Annotated in this window: 18 protein-coding genes and 1 pseudogene; 10 read left to right on the top strand and 9 right to left on the bottom strand. The window is 49.9% G+C overall.

Translation table 11 applies throughout. The annotated features are described in order from the left end of the window. Positions 1 to 22 precede the first annotated feature (22 nt). The 4 genes from ACKU40_RS13215 to ACKU40_RS13200 are packed head-to-tail and all read right to left on the bottom strand — an operon-like array spanning position 23 to position 4436. A complete protein-coding gene (locus ACKU40_RS13215; protein ID WP_320173263.1) occupies positions 23 to 1033 on the bottom strand; it encodes an aldose epimerase family protein in 1011 nt (336 codons plus the stop codon). Further along, a complete protein-coding gene (locus ACKU40_RS13210; RefSeq protein ID WP_320173262.1) occupies positions 1033 to 2055 on the bottom strand; it encodes a LacI family DNA-binding transcriptional regulator in 1023 nt (340 codons plus the stop codon). Before ACKU40_RS13210 ends, ACKU40_RS13215 begins: the two co-directional genes overlap by 1 nt. A 1-nt stretch (position 2056) precedes the next feature. Further along, the gene (locus ACKU40_RS13205) at positions 2057 to 3385 is read right to left on the bottom strand and encodes a galactokinase family protein (protein WP_320173261.1); all 1329 of its coding nucleotides are present in this window, start codon (positions 3383 to 3385) and stop codon (positions 2057 to 2059) included. A 1-nt stretch (position 3386) separates the two neighbouring features. Further along, the gene (locus tag ACKU40_RS13200; RefSeq protein ID WP_320173260.1) at positions 3387 to 4436 is read right to left on the bottom strand and encodes a UDP-glucose--hexose-1-phosphate uridylyltransferase; all 1050 of its coding nucleotides are present in this window, start codon (positions 4434 to 4436) and stop codon (positions 3387 to 3389) included. A gap of 617 nt (positions 4437 to 5053) precedes the next feature. Here ACKU40_RS13200 and ACKU40_RS13195 point away from each other — a divergent pair. The 9 genes and pseudogenes from ACKU40_RS13195 to ade form a co-directional block, all read left to right on the top strand. Next, positions 5054 to 5305: pseudogene (locus tag ACKU40_RS13195) on the top strand (hypothetical protein); the annotation flags it as partial. Positions 5306 to 5377: 72 nt separating this feature from the next. After that, positions 5378 to 5641: a sigma factor-like helix-turn-helix DNA-binding protein gene (locus ACKU40_RS13190; RefSeq protein WP_320173259.1), complete on the top strand. Its 264-nt coding sequence runs from the start codon at positions 5378 to 5380 to the stop codon at positions 5639 to 5641. A gap of 95 nt (positions 5642 to 5736) precedes the next feature. Then, positions 5737 to 6051 (top strand): zf-HC2 domain-containing protein, encoded by a 315-nt coding sequence (locus tag ACKU40_RS13185; protein WP_320173258.1) that lies wholly within the window; start codon positions 5737 to 5739, stop codon positions 6049 to 6051. A 193-nt stretch (positions 6052 to 6244) separates the two neighbouring features. Then, positions 6245 to 6907 (top strand): flagellar hook capping FlgD N-terminal domain-containing protein, encoded by a 663-nt coding sequence (locus ACKU40_RS13180; RefSeq protein WP_320173257.1) that lies wholly within the window; start codon positions 6245 to 6247, stop codon positions 6905 to 6907. Between the two features lie 24 nt (positions 6908 to 6931). Then, positions 6932 to 8521 carry a flagellar hook-basal body complex protein gene (locus ACKU40_RS13175; RefSeq protein ID WP_320173256.1) on the top strand — a complete coding sequence of 530 codons (1590 nt, stop codon included), beginning with the start codon at positions 6932 to 6934 and terminating at the stop codon, positions 8519 to 8521. A gap of 221 nt (positions 8522 to 8742) precedes the next feature. After that, a complete protein-coding gene (gene flgK / locus ACKU40_RS13170) occupies positions 8743 to 10827 on the top strand; it encodes a flagellar hook-associated protein FlgK (RefSeq protein ID WP_320173255.1) in 2085 nt (694 codons plus the stop codon). Positions 10828 to 10836: 9 nt separating this feature from the next. Then, positions 10837 to 12327, top strand: coding sequence for a flagellar hook-associated protein FlgL (flgL, locus tag ACKU40_RS13165; protein WP_320173254.1), 1491 nt, complete (start codon positions 10837 to 10839; stop codon positions 12325 to 12327). 11 nt (positions 12328 to 12338) lie between these two features. Then, positions 12339 to 14075, top strand: a complete 1737-nt coding sequence (gene fliD / locus ACKU40_RS13160; protein WP_320173253.1) for a flagellar filament capping protein FliD — start codon at positions 12339 to 12341, stop codon at positions 14073 to 14075. A gap of 96 nt (positions 14076 to 14171) precedes the next feature. Beyond that, the gene (gene ade / locus ACKU40_RS13155; protein ID WP_320173252.1) at positions 14172 to 15872 is read left to right on the top strand and encodes an adenine deaminase; all 1701 of its coding nucleotides are present in this window, start codon (positions 14172 to 14174) and stop codon (positions 15870 to 15872) included. On the opposite strand, the gene ACKU40_RS13150 is transcribed toward ade, so the two are convergent. Beyond that, complete coding sequence (locus ACKU40_RS13150; protein ID WP_320173251.1) at positions 15869 to 17812, bottom strand: aldehyde ferredoxin oxidoreductase family protein; 1944 nt, start codon at positions 17810 to 17812, stop codon at positions 15869 to 15871. The genes ade and ACKU40_RS13150 overlap by 4 nt on opposite strands. Before the next feature lie 209 nt (positions 17813 to 18021). On the opposite strand from ACKU40_RS13150, the gene nifA reads away from it, so the two are divergent. After that, positions 18022 to 19614 carry a nif-specific transcriptional activator NifA gene (gene nifA, locus ACKU40_RS13145; protein ID WP_320173250.1) on the top strand — a complete coding sequence of 531 codons (1593 nt, stop codon included), beginning with the start codon at positions 18022 to 18024 and terminating at the stop codon, positions 19612 to 19614. A 124-nt stretch (positions 19615 to 19738) separates the two neighbouring features. On the opposite strand, the gene ACKU40_RS13140 is transcribed toward nifA, so the two are convergent. The 4 genes from ACKU40_RS13140 to ACKU40_RS13125 form a co-directional block, all read right to left on the bottom strand. Further along, on the bottom strand, positions 19739 to 20602 hold the full coding sequence (locus ACKU40_RS13140) for a hypothetical protein (RefSeq protein WP_320173249.1): 864 nt from the start codon (positions 20600 to 20602) through the stop codon (positions 19739 to 19741). Positions 20603 to 20704: 102 nt separating this feature from the next. Beyond that, positions 20705 to 21865: an AMP-binding enzyme gene (locus ACKU40_RS13135; RefSeq protein ID WP_320173248.1), complete on the bottom strand. Its 1161-nt coding sequence runs from the start codon at positions 21863 to 21865 to the stop codon at positions 20705 to 20707. A gap of 2 nt (positions 21866 to 21867) precedes the next feature. Then, complete coding sequence (locus ACKU40_RS13130; RefSeq protein ID WP_320173247.1) at positions 21868 to 22752, bottom strand: beta-ketoacyl synthase chain length factor; 885 nt, start codon at positions 22750 to 22752, stop codon at positions 21868 to 21870. Continuing rightward, on the bottom strand, positions 22749 to 23939 hold the full coding sequence (locus tag ACKU40_RS13125; RefSeq protein WP_320173246.1) for a beta-ketoacyl-[acyl-carrier-protein] synthase family protein: 1191 nt from the start codon (positions 23937 to 23939) through the stop codon (positions 22749 to 22751). Before ACKU40_RS13125 ends, ACKU40_RS13130 begins: the two co-directional genes overlap by 4 nt. Between the last annotated feature and the right edge of the window lie 3 nt (positions 23940 to 23942).

Raw genomic sequence — 23942 nt, 5'->3', positions numbered from 1 at the left:
CGCCTTGTTCGTTTTAAATTCCTTAGGAAATCCTACGGAACCTGTACTCGGTTGAATGATTATATTTTTCTCCGGGATTCAAAATCACGGAGGGAAATTCAGGTCGATTGACCGCATCGGGGTAGCCCATGGGCTCAATGCAGAATCCTGAGCGCGGACCGTATTGGAAGTCGTTCTTGCCTTTGGTTCCGGGAGGGATGCCGTCTGCTGTGTAAAAGAGAAAGCCGTGTTGATTGCTGAATATTTCCATTTCAATTCCGGATGCACTGCTGCGGACTGTTGCCGCTGAAGATTGGCTGTTGTCCTTAATGAAATATGAATCACACTCAGTTTCAGACAACGGTTTTGAGTTGCTGAAATCAGCAGCTGTGCCGGGAGTTTTGATGATTTTTCCGTCAGGAGTCAGGGATTCATCAAGTGATGCGCATTGCGTGGATGAAAATTTGAATTCGTGATTATTGACCGGTTTACCGTCACCGTTAAGATTGAAGTATGGATGGGCGGTCATGTTCAGCGGTGTGGGGGAGTCGCATTCCGCACGGTGGACGATGGAAAGGGTGGTGCCGCTTAAAGTAAAAGTGGTTTCAATTCGCAGATTACCGGGATATCCGCCCATGCCGTCCTTGCAGTGCAATTCAAGCGTCAGTGAAGAGGACTCCGTTTCATCGTTCTGTTCCAGAACTTTCCAGTTCCGGCGGTTGAAGCCGTATTTGCCGCCGTGAAGGTGGTTGCTGCTCTCGTTGCGGTCCAGCTGGTATTTCTGCCCGTTCAGCTCAAATGAAGCATTTGAAATCCTTCCGGCTACCCGGCCTACAGTTGCACCCATGTAATTCCCGTCGTCCATGTATTCCTGCAAGGAATCAAATCCCAAAACCACATCAATTGCTGTGTTTTTTGTTGGAATTTCCAATCCGACCAGCGTTGCTCCGTAGGTGGAAATATGCGCTTTGCATCCGGCGCTGTTTTCCAGAGTGAAGAGCAGGACATCCTCTCGATATGGAGTTCGGCCCCATGGTTTATAGCTTATGGGCATTAAAGACCTTCCTTGTAGCTTGAGCCGCGAATGAGAAGTTCGGTTTCAAGGGTTATGGTTTCGGGGCGGAAATATTCTTTGTTTTCGATCTGTTTGAGCAGCAGTTTTGCAGCGGTTTTGCCCATTTCAAAAGCGGGCTGGGACACGGAGGTCAGGGCCGGCTCAATGAGCGCAGATTCCGGTGAGCCGGAGAATCCGGCCAAGGCAATGTCTTCGGGAATGCGCCAACCTTCTTCACGGAAACGACAGAATGCACCTATGGCTACCGGATCATTGATGCATAAAATAGCGTCCGGGGGATTCTTCATTTGCAGGTATTCTTTGGCTCCTGCACGTCCGTTGCTTCCCCGGCAGCCCCCGATATTGATGTTCAGTTCAGGGTAAAAGGGAACTCCGTGATTCTTGAGAGCTTGCAGGTAACCGTTGAAGCGCAGCCTGTTCATGGAAATACCCTCACGTCCGGCAAGGAATCCGATGCGCTTGTAACCACGGTCGATGAGATGGGATGTCATTTTGTATGAAGCCCGGAAGTCGTCAATGACTACCTTTCCGGTATCCAGTTCATCCACCACCCGGTCATACTGTACTAAGGGGATTTTCTGGCGCATCAGGGCGCGCATGTGGTCGCAATTGGTGGTTTCAAGGGAAATAGCCATGAGCACTCCGGCCACACGGTTGGCAGCAAGGGCCTTAGTGGTCATGATCTCGCGCTGCAAAGTCTCGTTGGACTGGCAGACCATGATGATATACCCGGCATTGTAGGCTACTTCCTCAATGCCGCTGATAACTGTGGCGAAAAAATTGTGCCTGATTTCGGGGACTATAACCCCGATGACCTTGCTGCTCTGCTTCTTCAAACTCTGGGCGATAGGGTTGGGCTGGTAGCCGTACTTTTCCGCAGCAGCCATGACCACTTCCTTGGTCTTGTCGCTGATGTCTGGGTGGTCGTGCAGGGCGCGGGAAACCGTGGATGCGGAGATGCCGAGCTTGCGGGCGAGGTCTTTGAGGGTCATGTGTCCCATATTATGGTTCTGTCCTGTTTTGGGGAATAGTCAGAAATTCGTGGCCCGGCTGGCGGATGGACAGTTCGATAACTGAATTATCGCCGAAAACCTTTTCCATGGAACGACGGTATTTATTGAAATCAGATTCATGAACATAAACTTGGATGGTTCCTGCAAATCCGCCGCCATGCACCCGTCCAACACCGTGTGAACCGAGAATCTGTTCTGTCAATGTAAGGGCCAGTGGAATGGGTTGTCTTTTGGGGGTAGCAGGACTGTAGCAGTTTTGCAGCAGTTCTCTGGAGGAATGGCCGGACTCGGCAACAAGGCGCAGGAATTCAGCCATGTTCCCCTCATGCAGGGCTTTGGCTTGATTTACGGCCCGTTCGTCTTCGCCGATGAAGTGAAACAGCCGAAGCACGGCACGGTCTCCGGCGTATTCACGGATATGGTCGATATTATCCAGAATTCTGTTCAGGGTCAGTCCTTTGGCCTGCTCCTGTCCGCAACAACTGGCGGCTTCAAACATCTCTGCCGGGATGGCCGCGTAATCCGGTGTCAGGTCGGCGTGACTGCCTCCGGTGTCAATCACACAAAGTCGGTATCCGGTTCCGTAAAATCCATCAGCACAGCTGGCGGTTTTTAATTCCGGTTCCACCCGGGTCACCCCCGGGTTTGCCGGGTCAGTAAAATCAATGGACAGAATTCCTTCATAAGATGATGCCATCTGGTCCATGAAACCGCAGGGTTTGTTGAAATGAATATTCTCGGCTTGCTTGGCGACACTGGCGATTTCCAGTGGTCCGATTTTGCTGTCATTGAAAAGATAGCTGAAAATGCGGCCTATCAGCACTTCAAAGGCAGCTGAGGAACTAAGTCCCGCTCCGGCAGGGATTGTGCTGTGTATGCAGGCATTAAACCCGCCGATATTCAGCCCAAGCTTGCGGAATCCGTCAGCAACGCCACGCACAATGGCGGCACTTGTTTCATATTCATTTTTACGCGGCTTGGTGTCGGAAAGATCAACTTCAATGGGGTTGTATCCCTCGGATAAAATTGTGACCGCATTGTCTTCTGCCTTGGAAAAAGCAGCCAGACAGTCAAGGTTCACGGCTGCTGCCAGCACATGTCCGTGGTTATGGTCGGTGTGGTTACCTCCCATCTCCGTGCGTCCCGGTGAACTGGCAAAGCAGAGTTTACCGGGGGCAAAATTTTCAAGCATGCAGTGTAGAAGATTACGCATGCGCTCCCGCGATTCCTGAACTCCGGCACAGGAATGGATCAGGCTGAACTCTTCGTCAAACCCGCCCTGTTCCAGATGTGCACGGTAAGCCTCAATGGAATGCATGTTAATCCTCCCGGTCCAGATAATGGGTTTCCGGCAGGTCACGCAGACGCTGGGCACTTTGCTCGGCTGTGATGTCCCGTTGGGGCATGCCCAGCATTTCAAAGCCGACCATGAATTTTTTTACTGTGGCTGAGCGCAGCAGTGGAGGGTAGTAGTGGATGTGCCAGTGCCAGTGTTCACCATGTTCATTCAAGGTGGGGCGCTGGTGGATGCCCATGGAATACGGGAAAGATGTTTCGAAAAGATTATCGTAGCGGATGCCCATGCGTACCAGCGCATCTGCAAGGTCATCGCGCTGGGATGGGCTCATTTCAGTAATTGCACCCATATGCGACTTGGGCAGCAGCATGGCTTCAAAGGGCCAGACCGCCCAGAAGGGGACAAGGGCGACAAAGGAATCATTTTCGAAAATGATTCGTTCCTTGTTTTCAAGCTCCCGCTCCGCGTAGCGGCAGAGCAGGCATTGCCCTTTGTCGTCCAAATATTCCTGCTGACGCTTATCTTCGGCTTCAGGGATAACAGGAACGGAGCGGGTGGCCCAGATTTGTCCATGCGGATGCGGGTTGGAGCAACCCATGATGTCGCCACGGTTCTCGAAAATCTGCACATAGCCGATCTCTTCACGTTCCCTCAGTTCTGTGTACTGGTCGCACCAAGCATCGACCACCTTGCGCACATTCTTTGGCTGCATGCGTGAAATAGTCAGGTCATGTCTGGGAGAGAAGCATACTACCCTGCAGATGCCGCTTTCCGGTTCAACCTTAAAAAGATTGTCGTCATCACAAAAAATGTTCACGGACTCGTGAAGCAGGGCTGGGAAGTCGTTATCGAAAATGAAAACATCGTTGTAATCCGGGTTGTTCACGCCTTGATTGCGGGTGTTCCCGGGGCAAAGGTAGCATTTTTCATCGTAGGCAGGCAGAGTGTTGCGGGATGCTTTTTCCTGCTTGCCCTGCCACGGGCGTTTAGTGCGGTGTGGGGAAACAAGCACCCATTCCCCGGTCAGGGGGTTGAATCTTTTATGGGGGTAATCCTGAAAATTTTTACTCATTTTTGTTCTTTGCTCCGGATTCTGCAAACGATTGTGCAAACGTAACCGCAAACGTTTTCGAAAATATTGCCTCATGCAACTTATCTTGTCAATAAGCTGGAACTTAAAAGTCGCTTCCTCGACATATGTGGGTTAAACCTATTTGGGTTATAAGATTTGTACTGAAAGTTAGCTCTGAGGTATTTGAAATCCTAATATGCGGAAAATATTGCCTATTGAGATGATTTCTAAAGTTATATAAAGTTTATTACATAACCCGGCAGGTTTCTTTACTGCCAATTTCTAACATCAGCGTGGACTTATTTAATTTCATACAAGTTCAAATACGTTTTTCGTATTTACGGCATGAGCTTACTTTGAAAAATCAGCCTCGCGCCGGATTTAATTAGTTAGGGAGATGAGTCTTTATCCCTCGGTAAAATGAAAAAAAGTTTTTCTTTTAATGTCTTGGTTTAACAGAGTTAAGTTTAGAAGAACTAATTTTAGTCAAGTTTTTATTAAGAGAGTGGGGATGTTTCGGTTTTTCCCTGCGTATACAGTTGTAAGAGTGCCCATGGAGGCAATCAGCCTGTTATGATGAAGGGAAAATATTAAGAAGCATTAAACAAAGACATCGGGTGATTGTTTTGAGCTTAGAACAAAAGGCAATAGTAAATATTATCAGAAAGTGCACTGAAGGAGATGGTTGTTCCTGGAATGCTTTTGTAGAGAGATATTCCGGGATAATCTATTTCACCATTAATAATACATTAAAAAGTAAGCTTAAGTTTTACTCTCAGCATCACGTTGATGACATTTGCCAGAACGTTTTCCTGCGCCTTGTACAGAATGATAGAAGTCTGTTAAAGCGATATGATCCGCAAAAAGCCAAAATTACAACTTGGTTAATGGTTATTTCCAGAAGTGTTACTATGGATTTTTTGCGCAAGGGAGTGTATTGTTTGGCTCCTTTAGATGATTTCATCAACGATCTTGAAGCTCCTGTAGATCCGGTTCAGGAAGGACTGGATATCCCGGAGCAGCTGCTTTCGCCTCGCCAGAAGCTTATAGTTAAGCTTTATTTTGAGGATGGGCTTGATATTTCAGAAATTTCCGATTTTATCGGAATCAAGGAGCAGTCGGTCAGGAGTGCCAAACATAAGGCTCTGATTAAGCTGCGTTCCTACCACGGAGTCAGTGAGGAATCTTATGCGCTGACCCGTTAGTGTCGGAAATTAAATCTATTTTATGGATTTAACGGACACAGCAACCCTGCCGCTGCATGGATGGACCGGCAGACAAAAAAATCACGAGGTGTTCCATGGACGGAACCGGACGTAAAAGTTGCAGCCGCACGGAGAAGGACCTTCCTTTCGGCCCTACTCCAGCCTGCCCGGAAATCGATGAGATATGCATGTATCTCGACGGTACTGCTACCGATGAACAGGTCAGCAGTCTTGAGGCCCACTTTGCCGAATGCCAGTCTTGTAGAAAGGCTGTCGTAGAGATGAAGCGCAACCTCAACGGAGCGGTCGTCGCCCCTTTTGGCGGACACTGCATTGAAAAAGCCAAGGAGCTTGTTCAAGAAAAAGATTCTGATAACGATAATGACCGGGAGTTCAAGGTCATGGCGTGATAGAAATACCTCCCCGACCCACTTCCTCTCACGTCTGCACAGCTGGAAACAGTTACCCCTTCATCAACTGTTTCTTTCCTGCCTTGATCATGCCGAATCCCGGTTCTTAGGCTGATTGCCTCCTTGAGGCGCATCAACTTGTCCTGCGTATTTCTCGCCGGACCAAAGCTGTTGTGCAGAACAGGAGGAAATCATGATCGACGCTACCACGTATTTAAATAGTGTAAACAAGAACGCCACCCCTAAGACTCCAAGCAAGGATCTTAACAAGGACGCTTTCCTGAAGCTTTTTGTCACCCAGCTCAAGAATCAGGATCCCGTCAACCCCATGGACAACAAGGAACAGCTGGCCCAACTGGCCCAGTTTTCCACCGTTGAAAGACTCACCAATATTTCCAAGGCCATGGAAGGCCTGACTGAAACCGTTAACGCAATGATGGGGCTTAACGCCACCGGCTATATCGGCAAAAGCGTTATGGCCAAAGGTTTTGGTGTGTCCAAAACAGGTTCTGAAATTTCTTCAGTCAATATCTCTTTCCCAGCAGCTTGCAAGTCTGTCTATGTGGACATTTATGACAAAGACGGTGGATTGATCCGTTCTGTCGATTTGGGCGGCATGACTGCCGGGGATGTTGATTTTAAATGGGACGGTAAAGATAAAGACGGCAACGTCGCAGAAGACGGGCAGTACAATATCGCCGTCCGTGCTGAAACTCCCAAAGGCAAGAAAGTTCTCGCAACTACTGAAGTCTCCGGAAAGATCAAGGCCGTGAATATGGCCGGAGGTCAACACGTTCTGGAGCTGGAAGATGGCCGCAAGGTGCTTTTGTCCAACGTGACAAGAGTTGTTGCTTAATTTTTTTACCATAAGGAGATTCTCATGGGCTTAAAAGGATCAATGTACAACGGCATCAGCGGCATCCGTGCTCACAGTCAGGCTATGAGCATTATCGGTAACAACCTTGCCAACGGCAATACCATCGGATTCAAGGGCGCGCGCACTTCATTTGAAGATACATTTTACAGCGCAATCAATACCGGAGGCGGTATCGGACAGGTCGGTCATGGCGTAGGCATAGCTTCTATCTACGGTGACTTCCAGCAGGGCCCTTTTGAGCCTTCATCCGAAGCCACAAACGTAGCTATCGGCGGTAAGGGTTTTTTCTCCGTCCGTCACCCGGACACAGATGGAACATATTATACCCGGGCCGGAAATTTCATTTTCAATAAGCAAGGGGTGCTCACAGATCCTCACGGTTATGTTGTGCAGGGCTGGAAAGTAAATCCCAATTCCGAAAGCGGGAAGCCGGACATAATCGGTACCCCTACAGATATCGTATTGGATAGATTTCAGTCTCCCCCGGTGCGTACTTCTGAAATTGCCATGAACGTCAACCTCAGTTCCAAGGCTGAGGATAAATGTGATGTAACCGGGCAGCCGTTCTTTTCTCTTCACCAGACTTGGGATGGCACCAAAAATCCGCCCATTCCGGCAGACCGCTATGCTTTTCAGAATACTATCAAGACCTTTGATGAAAGCGGCACCTCTCACGACCTGACCATCTATTTTGATCCGGTGAAAAATGATCAGGTTACAACTGATGCTGCCGGTAACAGGGTTTACGAATTTATAGTTACGGTTCCTCCGGGGGAAGACGGCAGGACAATAAACGGAACAAGCATGAAGACTTCTTCCGCTGCCGGGCTGCTTATGACCGGAACTATGACTTTCAATCCCCGCGGTGAAATGATCGGCATGAGTTCTTTTTCTCTTGATGGTTCTGCTACAGGTAGCATGAAAGACCTCAGTAATTGGATCCCTTCTCCTATGGACGATTCCGGCAAGCCTATTTTTACTGCAAACTTTCTTGGGAAAGCCAACGCAAACCTTGCCACTGACCCAGATGCAAACCCTATCACCCTCGATTTTGGTTTGAGCAACGGCAGTAATCCGCCAACATGGACAACACCGGGAACAACTGATGCTTCAGTGGTAGGCTCCAACCTTTCAAGTATTCCCAACTTCACTACTCCCAAGCGTAGTGCCTCTTATTCAACTTCTTATGATACTGGAAACGCCCGTAACTCCCAGTCCCAGAACGGTTACGGAGCAGGGTTCCTGCAGGCTGTGGAGGTCGACCGCGACGGCGTTGTCACAGGTCGTTATTCCAACGGGCAGGTGCTCGATCTCTATGTGCTCACCCTCGCCAACTTCAACAATCAGTACGGTTTGCGCCGGGAAGGAGGAAATCTTTTCTCCAGTACCCGGGATTCCGGTCCGGCCCTGACCGGAAGGGCCGGAACAGGACCGCTTGGTTCTATCGCCTCAAACAAATTGGAGCAGTCCAATGTTGATGTGGGGGATGAGATGGTCAAACTGATCACCACCCAGCGAGGCTTTCAGGCCAACAGTAAAGCCATCACCACAGCTGATCAGCTTTTAGGCGAACTTATCCAGTTGAAGAGATAGTTGAATGCCCCGGAGGCTGGGAAGGGATACTTTTTCCAAAAGTTTCCCTTCGCCAGACCCTATTCCTTTAAAACTTTTTAATAAAACTTCGCCACTTTGTATGGACAACTGTTCGTTAATAAAGACGCGGAGCATAATGAAAGGTTTTGGGATTCTTAAACCCTTTTGCAAAAGGGTTTAAGTCCCCGAAGGGCCGCCGGAGGCACACATGGGAGCACACCATGCTTGGCAATATTTTTTCCATAGGCCGCGGAGCCATGCAGAATGCCCAAATAGGCTTGTCTGTTCACGGCAACAACGTAGCTAATTTGAAGACCCCCGGATACCGTCGCAGGACCGTTGTTCAGGACGAGAGTATGTCGATCAGGGAAGGTCGCTGGTCCTACGGTACCGGGGCTACCGTTGATAGTATCACGCGCAATCTGTCTCAGTTCCTTGAGCGGGGCGTTCTGAGCAAAAGCCCGGAATTTTCTCGTTGGAATGCAGAGGCGGGCAACCTTTCCATGGTTGAGAAATTATTTGTGGAGAGCAAAGACGCAGGAATCGGCAAATCCATGTCCGATATGTGGGCTGCGTGGCTATCCCTTGCTGATGATCCGCAATTGGGAGCTAACAGGGTCTCCCTTGTTGGCGCGGCTCAGAGGTTTTCTGCTCAGCTGAATTCAGTAGTTGGAGACCTGCGCCGTCAGCAGGATTTGATCACTACCCACCTGAAACAGGAAGTGGGCAAGGCCAATGACGCCATCAAGGAACTGGCCGAGCTGAATAAGCAGATCATTGCCAATCCTAACGATAATACCTTGCTGGACCGTCGGGATATTGTACTGCGTGGGTTGTCGTCACTTGTTGATATCAGTGTACAGGAAGAGCCCTCCGGGCAGGTTATAGTTTCACTGGGCGAAGGGCAGAAGCTGGTTGAGGGCGACAAGGCTTTTGAATTGAAATTTGAACAGGGCGGAGTGTGCAATTCATTGGTTCCCGGCTCCCCGTTCAAGGATGAAGTTCATTTCAGCGGTCAGTCCGGTGAAGAACTTACCATTCAGGTGGTCAGTGACGGTAATGCTTCCGGCGCGGCCCCGGCAGCGCAGTTCAAGGTATCGCGTGACGGCGGCAAGACCTGGATCAGCAACCCGGACGGTAGCGAGAAATTGTTCACTGCCGGAGGTCAGAATGATGCTGTAACTGTAGGCGGGGTCAAATTCTGGTTTGGTAAAGAGGGCAGCAGTGCCAGTGCAGCTACCACCCTGCTTAAGGATGGAGACCGTTTTACCCTTACTCCTAAGACAGAAGTCCGCTGGTACAAGAACACTTCCACATCTGAATCCGTCAGTCCGCTTACCGGAAATGATGGTGAACGTCGCTTAACAGGCGGCTCCATTGCCGGACTTCTGCGGGCCAGAGATGAAAAGATCGGTTCTTATATTGATAAGCTGGATGCTTTTGCAAAATCCATTGCTTGGGAAGTGAACCGCGCCCATTCACAGGGTGCCGGACTGGTCAATAATGCCAATACCATCGGGACGTACGAAGTGCGCGACAGTACCGTGCCTCTTGCAAATAGCAATTTGCCATACGCGGATAAGCTTACTGCGGGTAGTTTCAGTATGGCTTTCTATAGTGCCGGTACCGGGGATAAAGTTTCGGTTTCAGCAGTTGATTTCTCTTCCATACCTCCGGGTAAAAAGAATTTCGATCCTTCAGTTCATTCCCTTGAGAACGTGCGTGACGCCATAAATGTCAGTTTTCCCGGAAAGGCGCAGGCCGTGATCACTGACGGCAAACTTTCCATCAAGGGGTTAGGCGATAATCGTTTTCAGTTTTCCAACGATACCAGCGGCGTACTTGCCGGACTGGGTCTTAATACTTTCTTTGAAGGTCATGACGCCGCTTCCATCAAAGTCCATGAATCCATTGAGGCTGACCCTTCAAGAATCGCTGCTGCCCATGTGAATGGAGCTGGGGAAGTCAACAAGGGGGATAACTCCACAGCGCGGGCGGTTGCAGCCCTTGCCGGAAAAAAGAACGTCAACTTCAATTCCGGAGGCACTTCCACCGAGTCCAGTTTTAACGATTACTATTCCTCTCTTGTCGCTACTGTCGGCTCTGATGCGGCTGATGCCAAGGCTAATCTGTCTATCTCCCAGACTGTCCTTAAGGAACTGGTGGATAAGCAGGAATCAGTGGGCGGAGTCAGTATTGATGAAGAGATGGATATTATCGCCAGCTATCAGCGTTCTTATCGTACAGCGGCCCAGTTGATCAAAACTGCCAACGAGATGTTCGATACATTGCTTTCGCTTAAGTAGGGGGCTGAAATGAGAATTTCCACCAATCAGATTTTTAATATGTCGCTTTACAATCTGAACTCATCCATGAGCCGCATGGCTGAGGCCAATATGCGTAACTCTGCGCAGAAGCGGGTGCTGGTTCCTTCTGATGATCCGGCAGCCATGGGCGGGATTATCAATTGCCGTTCCTTCGGTTTGGAGACCGATCAATACATAAAGAATATCAAGACTGCCTCCAGTTGGCTGAGTCTGGCCGACGGCGTACTGCAGCAGACCAGTACTGATATAGGACGCATCAAGGAGTTGGCTGAACAGGCTGCAACCGGAACCCTGACCGCTGAACAGCGTCGTTCCATTGGTCAGAACCTGCGCGGGATTCTGGGCAACCTGCTCAATAAGTCCAATACAGAATTCGGAGGCAAGTCAATTTTCGCCGGACATAAGCTGGATACCAACGCTTATGAGGAGACATTGCATGCAACAACAACCGATCCCAACCTTCCTGCAGATTCTGTTGTAGCAGTGAAGGGGGGCTCGGATAGTTCGGTGGATATCCGTTTCACTTCCGGCGGGACCGTGGGTACCGATACAATCACATATAAATATAGTTCCGATGGCGGCAAGACATGGAAAAACGGAACTTTGAACCCCGGAGACACTGAGCTTGATCTCGGTCCGGCCACTGTGGAGTTGAAGAACGGGACCGCAGTTACAGAACATACGGACGAGGGCGGAACAAGGCTTATCGTTCGCCCGGCCCTTGAGTATAAAGGTGATGATAACGATGACCTCAATGTCGCTACGTATGGAGAAACTCAGGTTAATACCAAGGCTGACGGTAAATTTCATTCAGATGTGCTGGTTCAAATTGATAAGAACGGTGATGTAAACACCCCGCCGATCACCTATTCCTACAGCCTTGATAATGGAGCTACATGGGTTCATTCCAATGTATCCGCTGACACTCGTCTTGAAGTTCCCGGCGGAAGCTTGACCCTGTCTTCCGGTGCTGGCTCGACCTTCAGCAAAGGGGATCAGTTTGTCATCCGTCCAAATACAGCTGACCTTCGCCTCGATATCTCCCAGAGCCGTTCCATTCGGGTCAATAATGTGGGCAAGGAAATCTTCGGCGGAATTTATACCAGACCCGGGGCATCCAACCCGACACCTTCCCCTGACGAGAATAACAGCAACCTCTTTGAAACTCTGGGTAAGCTGATCGGTTACGTGGAGACCAACGACAAAGAAGGCATCGGCGAATGTGTGGCTGGGCTGAAGAAGGTTCATGAGCATGTGGAAATGAAAGCCGCTGAAATCGGGGCGCGCATGAACAGGGCGGCCAGCGCGGAAAAACTGGCCGATATCCGTAAGGATAACAATACGGCCCTGCTGAGTAGGCTGGAGGATGCCGATCTTGGTGAACTGCTTAATGAGTTGAAGCAGAGCGAGCTTATTTATGAAGCTGTGGCCCGCAGTTCGCGGATGATCAATCAAATGTCTATCCTCAATTATATGTAAGGAGAAGAGCCATGGCAGATATAGGAAGAGTAGGAGCACAGGTCTCCTCCGCCGGGAAGACCTCCAGTTACTGGTCCGGTAAGACAAAATTTGAAAAGCTGGGTAATGGTACTGATTTTGGCAAGATTGTTGAGACCTCCATTAAACAGCAAGGTTTTCACCAGCGGAGACTGGAGAAATGGCGAGCCCAGTGGGTAAAGAAGCAGGAAAGTCTTAAAGAGCTAAACTCACAAATGGTTACCTTGAGCACTGCGTTGAAGGAGATGGATTCCATCGGCAAGTTCATGGGCCGGACTACGACTGTTACTGCTCCTGATTATATAAGTGTTACTGCCGACAGTACTGCTCCGGTTTCTCCTTATGCAGTTGAAATTAACCAGTTGGCCTGCAATGATATTTGGACATCCTCAGTTGGATTTCCTTCTGAGAAAACGGTCATTTCTCCTACAGCGAGCAAAGTCAGCATAAGTTGTGGAGGCAAAACCGTAAATATTGATGTTCCGGCGGGAACAACTGTTCGCGGTCTGGTCAGTATGCTTAATGCAACTGAAGAACTTAAGGGCAGGGTGAATGTGGAGGCTGTAAAGACAGGTAATGATTATCGTCTTAAATTCAGCAGCTTAAAAATGGGGGATGCTAATAGAATTACTTTTAACAATAGCACAACCCTTCTACCGCTCCACCCTGTAGGGATGCAGCATCTTCAGCAGGGGCAGAATTCAAAAATTAAAATTGATGGATTTCCGTCAGGAACAGACAAATGGATTGAGCGTGATAGCAATACAATTACTGATGCCGCCCAGGGGTTAACTCTTACTCTCAAAAGTATCACTTCTCCTAAGGTCGTTATTGTCAACGTAAATACTGACACTGAGAAGGTAATCGAGAATATTCGTAATTTTGTGGAACAGGTGAATATAGTCCGTAAAGCTCTGCGCGATATTTCTAAGGTTGATTCCGAGACCAATGAAGCTTCGGTCTTGACTGGTAACTATGGTGTCCAGCTTGCAGCGCAAAGATTTAAGGATCTTACCGCGACTAAGGGGAGTGGATTTAATAATTATGATTCGTCAACGGGGACAGGAGATAAATTCAATACGCTGCGAACTCTTGGAATTGAAACGGAAACAGATCAGGGCTCGCCTGACTTCGGTTTATTGAAAATTGATGAGGAAAAGTTTCAAAAAGCTATGAAAGATGATCCTGAAGGGGTAGCAAAATTATTCTCAGCTGACTATGAAACAGGATCCAGTTCGCCCAATTTTTCGGTAAAATCATTAATTAAAGGGGTGACTAAACCCGGAACACACGAAATTTCTTATACTATTTCAGGTGGTAAGATTACCTCCGCGACGATCAATGGTAAGCCTGCAAGAATATCCGGTTGGGAAATAACGGCTAATGACATGTCCGGTATGGGAATGGCTATTCGGGTGGATAACCAGAACGATGGAACATATACTGGTACTGCTGGAATCAAAACCGGGAAAGTTATTGAGATGGTTGAGACGCTCAAAGATATGACCAACTCTAAGACCGGCATTCTGAATATTATTAATAATAATTATGACGACATTATCAAAAATATCGATAAAAAATTGGATTATGAGAAGAGCCGTCTGGAAAATCTGGAGAAAACCCTGAAGGCAAAATATGCCCGCCTGGATACCGTGCTTGGGCAATACAGCGGTAAAATGCAGATGTTACAAGGGCAGATTGCCAAGCTTGGTAGCGGGAGCGCAAAGTAACATGATTTATACATAGCAAAGCTGTCCTACTCGGCTGAAAGCTGTTAAAATCAATGTGAACGTAATATTCTGATTGATTTTAACACTGGAGGATTTATGCAGCTGTCCCGAATGATTGATTTGGCCCGGGGTTCGGGACGCGTTGATCTGGTTATTCGTAACTGTCGGGTGGTTAATGTGCTCAGCGGGGAAATCCATCAGGCGGATGTCGGCATTGCTGAAGGATTGTTCTTGGGGTTCGGACCTTATGAAGGCAACCGCGAATATGATGCTAAAGGGCGGTTCCTGCTTCCGGGACTGGTGGAAGGCCATATTCACATTGAATCCACTTTGCTGACTCCGCCCGTTTTTGCTCGCGCCGTTGCTGAGCATGGAACAGCTGCTGTTGTTTGCGATCCTCATGAAATAGCTAATGTCTTGGGTCGGACGGGGGTGGAGTATATGCTTAAGACTTCCCGTGACCTGCCGATGTCCATCTTTTTTATGTTTCCATCCTGTGTTCCGGCCACTGCATTGGAGGATTCCGGTGCACGGCTCAATTCTGTTGATGTGGAGCATTTTCTGCGCCTCTATCCGGACAGGATTCTGGGGCTGGCAGAGATGATGAACTTCCCCGGAGTTCTTGCCGGAGATGAAGTTGTTCTTTCCAAGCTGAAAGCTGCCGCGGGCAAGGTTATTGACGGCCATGCTCCGCTTCTTTCTGGCATGGACCTGAACAGCTATGTTCTTGCCGGACCGCGCAGTGATCATGAATGTTCCCATGTTTCTGAAGCACTGGAGAAACTGCGCGCGGGCATGCATTTGATGATGCGTGAAGGCTCGCTTGAACGGAATATGGAAGAGCTGCTGGGCGTGGTTAATGACTTCAATTCGCAGAATATTTCCATAGTTACTGACGATCGCAACGTGCTGGACCTGCGGGAGAACGGGCATCTTGATTATGGCCTGCGTCGGGCTGTCGCTCTGGGAATGGACCCGCTCAGGGCGGTGCAGATGGTCTCCATAAATCCGGCCCGCTATTTCGGTTTGCACGGTTACGGGGCAATCGGACCGGGCTTCAAGGCCAACTGCTTTTTGGTGGATGACCTTAAGGATTTTCCTATTCATGAAGTATTCTTGAACGGATTGCCTCTGGATGAACATGATTTTGAATCCGGTAATGGATTGCCTGTGCGCAGTTCCATGAATGTTGGTGCTGACATTAATGAATTCATGTTTGCACCGGAAGAGGGCAGTGGAAAAATTAGGGTTATCGGAACATCCCACGGTCAGTTGCTGACTGAAAATCTGATTTTGGAACCGCTGCTTGAAGACGGCATACCCATTGCCGATCCCGCACGTGATATCTGCAAGCTTACGGTCATCGAAAGACATCGGGCCACAGGTAATCGCGCTACCGGTTTTGTGCGCGGGTTGGGGCTTGCCGGAGGGGCCATTGCCGGGACAGTGGCCCATGATTCCCATAACCTGATAGTTGCCGGGATGGATGACGCGGACATGGTGCTGGCTGCACAGGAAGTGGTGCGCATGGGCGGCGGTTTTGCTGTTGTCCGTGACGGCAGTATCTTGGCTACCTTGCCCTTACCCATTGCAGGATTGATGAGCGACAAGGGACTTATCGAGGTGGCTGAAGGGGTGCGCGAGCTGAATCGGGCCACACAAAAGCTTGGCTGTTCCTACAATCCTTTTATGCTAATATCCTTTTTGGCCCTCCCGGTAATCCCCAGTCTGAAACTTACCGACCGGGGATTAGTGGATGTGGATGCATTTGATTTCACAGGGTTATGGACAGATTAGCAGCGCTTTCCCCCGCAGGGATAATCGTCCAGCTTCCACATGGGCGGACCATCCCATTCCTTGCGGGCCGGCGTCTCTACCAGACCTTGGGAGACAAATTCCAGTCCCAGTTCCTTAAGCCGTTCCGGAGTGGGACGGCCTTGCTGATCATAACCGCGCAGTTCGTAGTAGCGGCTTAAGTGCTGTTCGTGCCTTAGCAGGTCTTCCTTTCCTTTTTCCGTATCGCGGATTTCCGGTTTCTGGGGCATGCGGTCATCCTTGCGGGTGGTTCCCTGCCGGATGTTGAAGGCATGTTCCAGCGCATAGACCCGGTCTGCCGCCTGCTCCAGCTTTTCGGCAGTATAATCGACTCCGGTTGCTGCACTGAGCAGTTCTGCCAAGCCTTCGAATATGGGCTTTTTCCAGACTAGAGGCATGGCGCTGATCCAATTGTTCACCGCCCCCTTACAACGACCGATGCAGTCAGTCAGGGTGGTCATGCGTTCGCCGACAATTACTGCCGGAGCCGGATCGTCATCCACATTTTCCATCAGCAATCCATGTTCCTTCAAGATTGGAAACATGTCCGGGTCGGGCTGGCTGAAGGCCCATGAACGACCGCGCAGGTGATCGGCTCCACGGGTGGAGGTGGCGTGGGCCAGTGAGAATACGCCGCTGGGATAGGGGCCGCGCGAAAGTCCTTTGACATGGTAGCAATAATCCATAGCCTTGCCGCCAAGCCGTTTTGCAAGGGTGTACATGCCTTCGGCCACAAGGTTGCCCAGACCTTGGCGCATGGCTGTCCGGTGCAGAAGTTCAATCTGGTCGGTGTGGTTTTCCCAGCTCAGGTTAAGTCCGTCGCTCAGTTCCTCACTGATCATTCCCCGGCTATACAGGTCCTTGAGCATAGCCACGGTGTTGCCGAGGGCCAGAACATCCATGCCGTAAGCGTCACAGATATTCTCCATTTCCATGATCGCTACCGGATCGGTGATTCCGCAATTGGTGCCGAGGCAGAAGATGCATTCGTATTCCATGGCCTTACCGGTTTCCCCGGCCCGGGATCCGGATGGGATGCGGTAATAATCCTTGCAACGGACATGGCAGCCGTGACAGCCGTGTCTGCCAATAGAAAATTCTTTCCATGCTTCCGGGCGTAGCTTGTCCGGCACATCTTCGCCCTGCCAGTACTTTTCATAATTGCGAAATCCCGGCTCCCACATCAACATTCCGATGTGCGTCCCGTACTGACCGACAACATCGCGCTGGAAATCTGATTCATTGAAGAATTTGCGGTCTTCGTCTGCAAGTTGTTTAAATTTGTCAGCATTTGCCAGAGAGACCCTCCCGCTGCCTTTGACCACAACGGCCTTGAGCTTTTTGGAGCCGAGCACCGCTCCGGAGCCTCGTGCAGCGGAGGCGTATTTATCCACCATGGTGGTAGCCACCCGGACCAGATTTTCCCCGGCCTGACCTATGCAGGCTACGCTGGCGGATTTGCCGTGCTTTTCCTGAAGCTTATCTGTGGTTTCCCATACCGATAGTCCCCAGAGCTGTTCTGCATCATGCAGTTCCGCCCGACCGTCTTCCACGAGCAGGTAGCAGGGAGTTTCTGCCCGTCCGCTGATGACAATCTGGTCCAATCCGGCCCGCTTCATCGTAAATGCCAGAGAACCACCTGCATTGCCGTCACCGAGTATGCCGGAATACGGGGAAAGTGTGCTGACTTCAACTCTACTGGTCAGTCCCAAGGGTGTCCCGGATAGGGGGCCTGCTCCGAAGCAATATATATTTTCAGGGGAAAGGGGGTCTATATGCGGCCCGATTTCATTAAACAAGGTCAGTGAATTTAATCCTCGGCCGCCGACAAATCTTCGCGCAATGTCAGGGTCAAGGGGGATTCTGTTTATTGTTCCACTATCCAGATCAACCCGTAAAATCCATCCTGCCCAGCCTTGCATAAGCCCTCCTCTTTTACAGGAAATGGTTTCCTATATTGAATATATAACATGGCTGAAGAATGGGTGGCAACTTTTCCATTAATGTTCATTGTCTGATGGTAATTTACATAAATGTAAATAAGTTCAAAAATGTACTTTTCTTAACATACTGAAATATATAAAATTAGTCTTGTGTGCTGTGCTGGCACTTACTTTGCTTAGGTGCAAATATGTATCCTTCACTGCATGGACTGAAGCTTTCCGCGCTGTTGGCCATTTGTCAGGCCATCGAGCAGGCGCTTGATCTGGAGTCCGCCCTTGACGGTGTGCTCAGTATTCTTTCGGAGAACCTGAGCATGAAGCGGGCGACAGTGACCCTCTATGACCCGGAAACCAAGCAGCTTTCAATTAATGCTTCCTACGGTTTATCCATAGAAGAGAAGCAGCGCGGGGTTTACCGTCTTGATGAGGGGGTCACCGGGCGTATTTTCCAGACCGGGCAGCCGTACTATGTGCCGGATATCAGCAAGGAACCTCTTTTTCTTGATAAAACCGGGGCCAGAAAGATTGAAAGGGCCAAAATCGGATTTATCGGGGTGCCGATCATCCTGCACAGCGAACCAATCGGTGTGCTTAATGTGGACCGTATATTCGGCGATCATGTGGCTGCTGAAGAAGACATTGATTTCCTGAAAATTGTGGCAACCCTCATCGGCCAGTTTATCAGTCTCAATGAAAAAATTCTTGAGCGTGAAGCAGCCCTCAAGCGTGAAAACACTTCGCTGAAGTATCAGATTTCAAAAAAGTCCAAAGGGCTTTACATTGTCGGTCAGAGTTCAGCCATGGTTGAGGTCCAGCGGCAGTTGGAAAAAGTGGCCCCGACCAAGGCTACAGTCTTGCTGCTGGGTGAATCAGGTGTGGGTAAAACTCTCATGGCCAAGATTATCCATGAGCTTTCCGACCGTAGCAGCCACCCCTTTATCAAGGTTAACTGCGCTTCAATCCCGGAAAACCTGCTTGAATCCGAGCTGTTCGGTCATGAAAAAGGATCTTTTACCGGAGCGGTCTCCACCCGCCCGGGGCGTTTTGAAGAAGCAGACGGCGGGACAATTTTCCTTGATGAGATTGGGGAATTTCCCATGAGCCTGCAGGCCAAGCTTTTGCGGGTATTGCAGGAAAAAGAGCTGGAGCGGATCGGTTCAAACAAGACCCGTAATATTGATGTGCGAATTCTGGCAGCCACAAACCGTGACCTCGGGGTGCTGGTGGAGCGTAATGAATTCCGTCTTGATCTCTATTACCGTTTGAATATCTTCCCCATCACCGTACCTCCCTTGCGGGATCGCAAAGAGGATATTACCGGCCTGCTTAACTACTTTATCCAGAAAATGGCCGATGATTACGGGCGTAAGATGTTCTTCACTCCTGCGGCCCTTGATTCTCTTATGCTATACGATTGGCCGGGCAATGTGCGTGAGATGCAGAACCTGCTGGAGCGGCTGGTTATCATGTCCGACTCCGAATATATTACCCTTGAATTTTTGAAATCATACCTTGCACCGGGACAGCGCGGGCCATCCAGTAGTTCTGCCGGGGCGAGCGCTCCTGTGCCTAATGATGAATTACCTCATTGTACTTCGCTCAAGGAAGTGGAACGCAATGAAGTTGTCGCTGCCTTGGAGCGTAGCGGTTGGATTCAGTACAAGGCGGCGCAAACATTGGGGCTTTCTGCTCGTCAGATGGGCTACCGGGTCAAACGCTACGGACTTGAGTCCATGATTGCAGAAGGGCGGGCCCGCTTGCGGCGTATGAAAAAGGTTTAAATATTTCCTGACTGGCTAGTGCCTTGGTTACTGGGATCAAGGCCACGCATAAAGGCTTTTCACATAGGGTGAAAAGCCTTTTTTTGCGTCTTGCATTCGGTGCATTCTATGTCGTCTGATACTATTAATGGTGGCAGGCTTTGAATGCCTTACCCTTGTAGCTGTATTCCCATGAATCGCGGATGAGGATCTGTCTGGCTTCAGGGAATTCTTCCTGAATGATTACATCATGGCGTCCTTCGGGATGGGTCCACATGGCGCTTCCGCCTCCCCATTTGCCGGGAATTTCCATGATGATTGTGTCTTCCTCTGCAGTGGGACGCCAGTGTCTTAAGGTTTGGCCGTCAAATATGGCCCGACCGTCCGGGAGGATAACTACTGAAGCGCCTGAAGGTGCTTTCCACAGTCCCCATGCCCAGCAACCTCCGATATTTTTGAAACTGCCGCTGGTTCCGGCATTTTTCGGGGAGTCGTAAGGTGTGTCTTCCTTGGTACTGTCTTCGGAAAAATTCCATGTATTCAAAGAGTGCCTGACAAGCTGTTCGGCTTCGCGGTCCGTATCGGGATAGCGGCCCTGAAAGATGTAATTTACACCGTTATGACGGCTGGCAGCCAGCAGTGATTCATAAGCGGTGTCATCGGCTTTCCCTTCATATTCACGGAAAATGGCCGGTGCGCCGGAGACATGTCCATTCTTGGTTGAAACCAGTCTATCCAGAGGAAAGCCCTGCTGCTTCAAGGCCTTGATCCAATTATCCAGCAGCTTGTCGATGGGGATTTTCCCGCCGGGGGTTACGTAAAGCTCTATGCTGGAATCAAGTGATGGCGAGATGCACTGCTTGACCCGGTTGTCTCCGCGGGCAACCTGATTGTCACTCCAGCCGGGAGGGCAGTTGACGCCTTTGGCTACGTCTTCGGCATGGGCAAAAGATGCAGTGAAGAGAGTAAGCAGGAAAAAAAGAAGTATGGTTTTATTGATCGTATTCATCTTTGCGCTCCAGATTATGTTTGTTAAAAACTTAATCCTTTTTCCAAGAGATTACTAGAAGGAGCAGTGACAAATGTGGGTAATTGCTTAGTTGTGTGTTGATTACCAGTCGCTGAGTTTCCCCATTTCTGAAAGCGGGAGAGTTGGGCCGAAATCGTATTTTCCGGGCTTTTCATGACGGGTGAGTTCGCTTGTCGCAAGTGTCCGTAATTCTTTTTCAAGCGTTGCGTGTTCAATCTCATCTGCGGGGACGATAAAGGCTTTTAATCTTTCCCCTTCTTCCGGTCGCATCAACCTTACTGCGCATTCGCGGACGTGCGGATTGCTCTTGAAAAGAGTTTCCACCCGTGTAGGGTAAACATTGATCCCCCCGACTTGTACGGCTTTGTCGGACCTTTTCAGGGGCTTAAATTTAGTGCCTTGCCATTCAAGATTGTCTTGCAGGGTATGTTGCTGCTTATTTCCGTCAGCCGATGTTCTTTCAATGGTGGAGTTTCCGTTCTGTTTCCAGTGCAACAGCAAAGTGTACATGTCGGCCGGATCGTGTCGGAATCCTACCCCTCCGGTCTCGGATGATCCGTAGACCTCAGTCATGCGGGCCAGTCCTTGTGCTTGCAGGCTGTTTATGGTCTCTGCGGGGCATGGTCCGGTAGAGGTTACCCCGTACACATTTTCGGGGAATCGGCAGTTCAGCTTTTCAAGTTTTTTCCAGAGCAGAGGGAAAGCAATGATCAGGTCGCCGGGGAGCATGGTTTTAATCTGCTCGGCACCGGGCAGCGCGGCCCTGTATTCAAATGGAATATCCAGAGCTTTGGGCAGCAGGATGGAGAAAAGAAATCCGTAAATATGGTGACGGGGAACAAAGCTGACCACCCGTTTGCGGTCTGCAAATATTTCAGCAAGTGAATGAATTTCCTGCTCAAGGTCAGAGAAGCTGGAACTGGCAGGCACAGGGGTTCCGGTGCTCCCGGAGGTGAAAAAGGTCAGTTGTTGCGGTCTGCCGTCAGTCTGTTCGAAGATTGATTCAGCTAGTTGAGCGATGTTTTGTTTTGCCAGCTGTTTTGGATCGACGGTGAATTGGGCTCCGATTCGTTCAAGAATTTTTTCCGGTTCCTGAAGATTCTTTGAATCGGGAATGAAATTCCCGGCAAGGGAGTGTTCCTGACAATGGATCAGTTTCTGGCTGTAATCCATTTCCGCCAGCAGGGTTGAAGAAACTATCTCCCTGATGTCATGAGCAGTAAGCTGCAGCTTGGTAGACATGATCAACCCATCGCTTTTATAGAAATAAGACCGAAATTCTTTCCGGCTTGTTCAATACAGCGGCTGTCACTTGAATGTTTTGCTGCGGCAACAAGAGCCGGCCCGGCAGCACAGACCATGTCTGTTTGCTGCGCGGCAGATGCGGTGATGCCCAGTTCTGTCAGTCTGCTCAGTGAGCGTGCAGCGCAAAAGTTATGTTCGGGCAATTTTGCCTGCTGCAATTCTTGAGCGGACAGGGTTTCAAATTCCAATGCACCGTATTGAGCATTTTCAATTTCGGCAGCTGGACCGAGCAGGAAGAAACAGGCTCCTTCGCCGAGCGGAATCAGATCTCCTGTAACTCCTTTTCTTTCCAGTAAACGGCGGGTGTTGGTTTTCAGCAGGGCTGTTTTTTCATCCACCACACCAAGAAGTATCTTTTTCGCCCTTCCTTCATTCAGCCAGCATCCGGCAGTCTGCAATGCAGCCAGCAATGGGCCGTGTAACTGGCAGATGGTGGTGTAGGGCTTGGGATTGTTCAGGAAAAGAGACATTGTCGCCGCAGGGATATTGTGTACTGAATGGGAGAAAGCCAGCGGTGAAGCACAGCCCGCACCGTGGTCGATGATGGAATCAAGAAATTCAAAAATAGTCTGTGAAGGACCGTATCCGGTGCTGATGACTATCCCCATATCTTCGGGCAGAGGTAGCGGGGTTTTCAGGTCTTCCTGCACTGTTCCGGCTGCATCGTGCAAGGCGCGGCATCCGGCAAGCATTGTCATGCGGGTAAAGTGGTCCACCCTGCGCAAACGGCGCGGTGCAAAATATGAATTGAGATCGGAAGTATCTACTGTGTCAGCACCTTCAGGTAATGCTGTCCCGATTCCATGTAAGGCAAGGCGGATCATGCTGCCCCCTTTTTGAAAACAAGGGCGGAGTTGTTGCCGCCGAAGGCCAGTGAATCACTGAGAGCGTATTCGGCTGTGATTTCCATGCGCTTGGTAACCGGGATTACCTGCGACTGCGCAGCGGCTTCACGGAATCCACTGGTGGGCATAAGCAATCCATTCTGCAGGGACATGACAGACATCACCGCTTCTATGGCTCCTGCTGCACCCAAAGTGTGCCCGGTAAATCCTTTGGTTCCGGTAAATGGGATACCGGGGAAAATTTCTTTGATGACCTGAACTTCAACGCGGTCATTGTTCTCGGTTCCGGTACCGTGCACATTGATGAAGCCTATATCATTGGCAGTTATTCCGCTGCGTTCAAGGGCATCGTTAACAGCCTGTTTCAATCCGGTCCCTTCCGGGTGCGGCGCGGTCAGGTGGTGGGCGTCACAGCAGGTTCCGTAGCCCATTACTTCGGCTATGGAATCGAGGCCCAGCTCTTGTTTTGCCTCTTCGCTTGCAAGAATGAGAACTGCCGCTCCTTCACCGAGGTTCAAGCCCTGTCTGTCCTTGTCAAAAGGACGGCATTTTTCCGTACTGGTGATCATCAGCCGGGAGAATCCGGTATAGGAAATTCCGCTTAGCGCGTCTGCACCCCCGGCAATAACCAGATCACACAATCCCTGTCTGATCCATGATGCAGCAATACCGATGGCATCGGTGCCGGAAGAGCAGGCATTGGTCACTGTTTGGACCGGACCGTTCAAAGCGTAGTTTTCCGCCAGAGCCGCAGCAGGGTTGCAATGGATATAGTTTTTAATGGCTTCAATATCCGGTTCGCCGCCTTCTCGCCATTGCTGGTAGAATGACTTGAAGTTGAGCGAAGCTCCGGTGGATGAACCGATGCATGATCCTACTTTCAGACCGGACAGTTTTTCTTTGTTCAGAGCGGCTTGGTCCAGAGCTTCATCCACAGCAGAGAAGAGCAGGCGCATGGTTTCGGTCAACGCAGGAGTAACGTTTTGTTTTTTCAGCCATTCCTGCGGTACCGCAAACACAGGGGAATGCATGGGCTGGTCATAGGAAAAACCGGGCTCAAAAGTCGGCTGGACATCTCCGTTCAGCATGGTTTCAAAGCATGTACGAGTGTCCTTTCCGGCGGCACAGATGCAGCCGCAGGCACAGATGCTGACGGGACGGTCCATGGA

The organism is Maridesulfovibrio sp., assembly GCF_963666665.1.
GTDB lineage: Bacteria > Desulfobacterota > Desulfovibrionia > Desulfovibrionales > Desulfovibrionaceae > Maridesulfovibrio.
This window is presented reverse-complemented; position numbering and strand designations above follow the sequence as displayed.